This window comes from Phyllobacterium sp. P5_D12, from assembly GCF_054049495.1.
In genome coordinates this window covers 1-5,401 of sequence record NZ_JBFUMG010000303.1, presented here as the reverse complement: position 1 = coordinate 5,401, position 5,401 = coordinate 1, and the positions used below count along the sequence as shown (strand labels likewise).

Sequence of the window (5,401 nt, the reverse complement as noted above, 5' to 3'; positions counted from 1 at the left end):
GTGCGAGAATGTTGATGACGCCGGAGGTGGTGAAGAGAAATACGAATATCCCGCGAAAGCCTTGCGTCAGCTTCTCGGCATTTTTCCGCTTGGTGCCAGTCAATGGGGTTTTCGAGCGCATTTTTTCTTACCGTTTCTTGTTGAGGCTTCAGGCGGAGCGGCCACGGGTGGACCGCGCTTGCCAGTTCAAATCCAATATGTCGGGCTCCACCATCGTTCGCCACGCAGCCGCCTCTGAGACGACCACTTAGCGACAAGGCGCTTCGTCAGTATTTCCGAAGTAGCCGTCATGACTGCCATGACCACGGCGGCAATGACTGCGGCTTGGCCCAAAGCTGGCTGACAAACATAAATCGCAAGGAGATAGAGAGGCAGCCATGGCAAATGCAACGTCCTTGTCAGGCTGCGCGCGTCCGAAACGCCGGCGGGGCCAGCAGTGCGGCGCTTGAACGGATCAAAGCGAGCTGTGCTGCCCGCAGGGTTGGTAAAATAAAGTCTAGTACGCATTTCATGACCCCCCTTTTTTATATTTGTATAGGGCGGCGAGCCGGTTGTTGCGGCTCGCCGTCAGTTCTCGGACTACAGATGGAAGTCCGAATTGGTGAGGTTATGGTTCCCCTTGATGCTCAAGCGCAGTTCGGCTCCGCTGTCTCCATCGACGCTGCCTTGAACGATCGTATAGTCACCGTCCTCACGCGTTTCATGCGTGACAACCAATTGTGCGGCACCGCTTAAGGTCGAGCCCGCAACCAGCGTGAAGGCCTGGTTCCCGCCCGAACCGTTATTGGCGTCGACACCGGTGAGATCGATCTTGTCTCCCGGCTGGAAGCCGGCGATCGTATCTCCGTCCGCATCCCCTGCGGAGAGGAAGCGGAAGGTGTCATTGCCTGCACCGCCGTCGATGACATTGACTGCGCTGCTTGCAGTGATCGTATCGTTACCGGAACCGGTCACCACATTTTCGACATTCCACAGCGTGTCATTGCTCGATTGGCTGCTTGATGCACTACCCCGGCCCGCAAAGCCCGTTCCGAGGTCGACTGTCAGGTTGGCAGTAATTGCCGCCATGTCGAGCGTATCGCTGCCGGCGTCACCGTAGTAGGTGTCGTCGCCGTCGCCGGATGCGGCAACGAACATGTCGTTACCTTCTCCGCCATGCGCAGTATCGTTGCCGGACCCGGCATCGATCAGATCATTGCCGGCATCGCCGAAGATGCGATCTGATCCAGCATCGCCGTAGAGCATGTCGTTACCCGCTCCGCCGAGGATGTCGTCGCTTCCCGCACCGCCGAAAGCGATATCATCGCCGCCTTCCGCACTGATGAAGTCATCGCCCTCATCGCCGCGGATGACATCTGCTCCAGCGCCACCCATGACCGTGTCACTGCCGCCCAATGCTATAATGTTCTCGCCATTGACAGTTCCAAGCAGGACATCGGCATTGGCCGTACCGATAACCGGTGCGCCAGTTGCGCCAGAGTCTGCTCCCGGTGCCGGAGCATCGTCATCATCATCGTCGCAACCACCGCCGCCCGTGTGATGATCGTCGTTATCGTCGTCGTCTTCCTCATCATCCTCGTCGTCATTGCCGCCGGGAAGTTCGGTTTCTTCTTCGTCGTCCTCATCTTCATCGTCGATGGGGTCGTCGCCAATTTGCGGCATCCCGTCGGGGGCGGTGAATTTGATCGTATGTTCACCGCTGGTCATTGTCGTGACACCGTCTTCGATAGTCACCTCATAATCAGCAATGGTGGCCCCATTTGGCAGCTCGACCACATCCTGGGGACGCAGGGTTCCAATAATGGTGTCGTTACCGCCGTTGGATTTGAAGACAATGCGATGCGCCGAGCTGAGTGACGTGATATCGATGTTGTCGTCTCCTGCATCACCATCGATGGTGATGGTGTTGAGCCGCAGGCTGGTCGCCGAGAAATCACCGATGATCTCGAAATTGTCCCCGCCGGCCGCTCCGTTACCGGAAGGATCAGCGCCGTTGACGCGGATTTCCTCGATCTCCGCCAATTCAGCGATGATGGCCGCCGCATTGGTACCGTTGCGGGTAACGACGATCTCTGTTGCCGCCGCCAGCGGAACAGCTGCGTTTCCAACCACGGCGAGGAAAGCTGCCCGGGTATAGATCCGGAACGTCTCGGCCGAACTATTGCCGGTCATGACGAACGTATCGCCAAGTGCGCCTTCGGTACCACCGTTGACGATGTCACGGCCGTCGGTCGGAGCCGCCGTATTGGCGTTCCAGATGATTGTATCGTCGCCGGCATCGCCGTTGATGGTGTCGACACCGCTGTTGGCACCCAAAGTTACGGTTACATTGTCGATATTGAACGTCTCGGCGGGATCAAAACCGCTTGTGGTACGGAATCTGATAGCCGAGTGGGCCGGATCAAGTGCGGCGACGAATGCGCCGCTGGTTGCTCCTCCCAGCGTCCCGAGAGACTGCCAAGTACCGCCATTCAATGCTTCAACAGCGATGGTCTCGCCAGCAGCGGCACCCTGATAGTTGAAGGAAAGGGTCGGTGCCGTGGCTCCGGTCAGATTGATCGAGCGCTGGATGAAATCATTGGTGTCGATCGTTCCAGCAAACCTCAGTTGGTTGTTGGTGATAAGGATATCGCCAGTAGTCGCCGAGTTGTTGTCGCCAGTCTCTGTCCAGTTACCAGCAAAGTTGAGCGTCCCGTTGTTGTTGTTATAAGCCACGGCACTGAAAGTATCTGCATAGGTGCCGTTGGCAATATTTGTTCCTCCACTGAGCGTGTCGTTGCCATCGCCGCCGTTGAGGACGTCTGCACCCTCGCCGCCGTTGATGACATCGTCGCCGCCGGCACCACTCAGAGTGTCGTTGCCCCCGAGGCCATTAATGGTATTGGCAGCAGCGTTGCCGGTAATCGTGTTCGCAGCAGCGGTGCCGACGCCGAACACGGGTGGTGCAGCTGCCGCCAGGGTGAAGTCCGTGATATCGATGTTGGCATTGGTGACGCCGTTGATTTGGATCGTGCCCTGGATCGCCGAGGCCGCTCCATTCTCACGCACTGTAATGATCGTGTTACCGCCAGAAGTGGATTCGAACACACGTTGGGCAAAATTCGCTGCCGTGACGCCAAGCCCGCTGAGATCGATGCGGTCCTGACTTGCGGGCGTTCCGCCAGCTGCATCGAAGCTTGCAATCGTATCCGCACCGAAACCGGCAGCGTTATAGACGATGGTGTTGAAACCGTTGCCCACGTCAATGGTGTCGTTGCCGGCACCACCGATAATGGTGTCGTTGTCGTCGCCGCCATTGAGGATGTCATTACCCTCGCCGCCGTCGAGCAGGTCATTGCCGTCATTGCCGGCAAGCGTATCGTTACCGCCACCGCCGAACAACTGGTTGATGCCGTCATTGCCGTTGATGATATTGTTGAGAGCGTTACCCGTGCCGTTGATGTCGGCATTGGCGCCGTTGAGGTCGAGGTTTTCGACATTAGCGCCGAGAACATAGGAGATGTCGGATTCAACCCTGTCGATGTCTGTAACAAGGGCGGAAGTCTCGGTTACCACATCGCCTGCTTCGTCCACGAAGTAGACGTCGCTGCCGTCACCGCCGGTCATCGCGTCGGCCCCGAGCCCGCCTTGCAACGTGTCGTTGCCGGCCAGACCGCTCAGCGTATCGGCAAGATCGCCGCCGCTGATCACGTTATTGCCCGCATTGCCGGTCCCGACGAACTGGTCGGCATCGACGCCGGTATAGGTCAGGTTTTCGACATTGGCCATCAGCTCGATAGAGAGCGCAGCCAGCAGGGTTTCCACCGTGTCCGTGCCCGCATTGAGGGCTTCGACAACCACGTCGCCGACATCATCAACGATATAGGTGTCGTTGCCGCCGAGGCCGACCATAGTGTCGAGGTCAGCGCCGCCATCCAGCGTATCAGTGCCAGTGCCGCCAACCAGAAGGTCGTCGCCAAGGCCTCCGTTGAGCGTATTGTTGCCGGTGCCGCCAAAGATCAGGTCATTGCCACTGCCGCCGGTGATGGTGTCATTGGTGCCATTCTCGCCAGCCACGAAATTGTTGACCAGCGAGCCCGTCAGGTCAACGCGTGTATTGTTGTTCGGGTCGGCACGGTTAATTAGAAAGTCCTCGGCGCCGAGCTGGTAGCCCTCGTATTGCGCACCATTGAAGTTGATGCGTTCGACACCCGTCTCGGCATTGCCACCGGTGAAATGGCCGGCCACCGTAATCGTTTGCGAATTGCCCGCAGCCAGGCCGTAATTGATGACCAGGTCGCCCGTGTTAGTCGCGGTGTTGCTGTCATTGGCATTGAGCGCCGTCATCGTCATGATCGGCAACAGCGTCACTGGATCGATGCCGGTGGTCGGCGCCAGGATCGAAATCCGATCCGCCGTACCACCACTGGACGCGTTAACCGCTTCGTTAATGGTGTCGTTGCCGTCACCGAGGCTGAACGAGTAGGTGTCGTCCCCGAGGCCGCCGTTGAGGGTATCCACGCCGGCGACTTGAGCAACTGTCGAGTAGCTGATGGCAAGGCTGTCGATGCTGACTCCTTCAGTGTTCCCGTTGATCGCCGTGGTCACGAAGCGGATTGCCGCGTTTGCTGCAAATGGACCGGTGACGGTATGGGTATAGTTGGTTGCGTTGCCGTCACCACTGATCGTCTGAAGGTTCACGAAGGTCGTGCCGTTGGCCGCGAACTGGACCGTTACGGTTTCGCCGGCGTCGAGACCGTCCGGATTAGCCGAGTACGTGATGGTGGCAGTTGAGGCGGTAGAGAGGTTCATGGTCCGCGTGATCTGCGCACCATTGTAATCGTTGGCCGGCGTGCCGCCGTAGAAGCGGAGAACATTGTTGTTGCCGTCGTCGATCCGGATCTGGCCACTGGTCGTGCCACCAGAGTCATTGGCCTCAGCCCAGTTCGACGCGAAGTTCGCGTTGCCGTTGTTGTTGTTGTTGTTGCCCTGCTCGAAGTTGTCGGCAAACGTCGTCGTCGTCGTCGTCGCCGCCGTACCGTTGGCGCCACCAACAAGGATGTCGTTGCCAGCGTTGCCGTTGAGGACGTCGGCACCGGCGAGGCCAATGATCAAGTCGTCCTGTGCAGTGCCGTTGAGCGCGGGCTGGTTCAATGGCCCGGTACCCTGCGGAGGAAGGCCGTTGTCGCTGAACGGCGTGCCCACGATGACGTTGATTGCAGTGCCATCGCTGAACTGCAACCGTTCGATATTGCGCAGCATGTCGGTGCCGTCAAGCGCGGTGCCACCGGTATGGGAAACCACCAGCGTGCCGTCGGCATTGGCCGAGAACGAATAACTGGCACGCAGGTCCGAATAGACGGCAGTGTCGACGTCAGGCGTGGCATCTCCGGTCGAGACAATATCGCGGACGATCTTGAGC

2 protein-coding genes are annotated in these 5,401 nt (G+C 58.6%); both read right to left on the bottom strand.

Going from position 1 to position 5,401, the window contains the following annotated elements:
* Positions 1–186: 186 nt before the first annotated feature.
* Positions 187–507, bottom strand: coding sequence for a hypothetical protein (locus tag ACXJ5O_RS17770; protein WP_457301043.1), 321 nt, complete (start codon positions 505–507; stop codon positions 187–189).
* Positions 508–579: 72 nt separating this feature from the next.
* On the bottom strand, positions 580–5,401 hold a 4,822-nt coding region (locus tag ACXJ5O_RS17765), incomplete at its 5' end, for a beta strand repeat-containing protein (protein ID WP_457301042.1).